The following is a 439-nucleotide window of genomic DNA, read 5'->3' as shown; positions in this document are numbered from 1 at the left end:
ATCCAGAAGTAGGCGATGGCCACGAAGCCGATGCCGGCCAGCGGCAGCGCGACCGACTTGAACATCGGGATGTAGAAGGTCAGCGCTGCCGGCACGTCGGCCGTGTAGAACAGGAACAGGCCCGCAGCCAGGCCGAAGATCGACTGCAGCAGGTACTTCCAGCGCGACTTCAGGCCGTTCGGGTCACGGCGGACGATCTTGATCCAGTCGTCATACCAGCCGATGGCGCCGAAGCACAGCATCACCGCCAGCACCAGCCACACGTAGCGGTTGCGCAGGTCGGCCCACATCAGCACCGACAGGGTGATGGTGAGCAGGATCAGCGAACCGCCCATGGTCGGCGTGCCGGCCTTGGAGAAATGGGTCTGCGGACCGTCCTTGCGGATCGGCTGGCCGCCCTTGAACTGGGCGAGCTTGCGGATCATCGCCGGGCCCAGCC

Annotated in this window: 1 pseudogene; it reads right to left on the bottom strand. The window is 65.4% G+C overall.

The annotated features are described in order from the left end of the window. Positions 1-425 (bottom strand): annotated as a pseudogene (locus JNB61_RS19865) (hypothetical protein); the annotation flags it as partial. Positions 426-439: the final 14 nt, after the last annotated feature.

The sequence above is a fragment of the Microbacterium ureisolvens genome (assembly GCF_019511645.1).
GTDB lineage: Bacteria > Actinomycetota > Actinomycetes > Actinomycetales > Microbacteriaceae > Microbacterium > Microbacterium ureisolvens_A.
The sequence above is the reverse complement of the archived record's forward strand: the minus strand, read 5'-3'. Positions and strand labels throughout refer to the sequence as shown.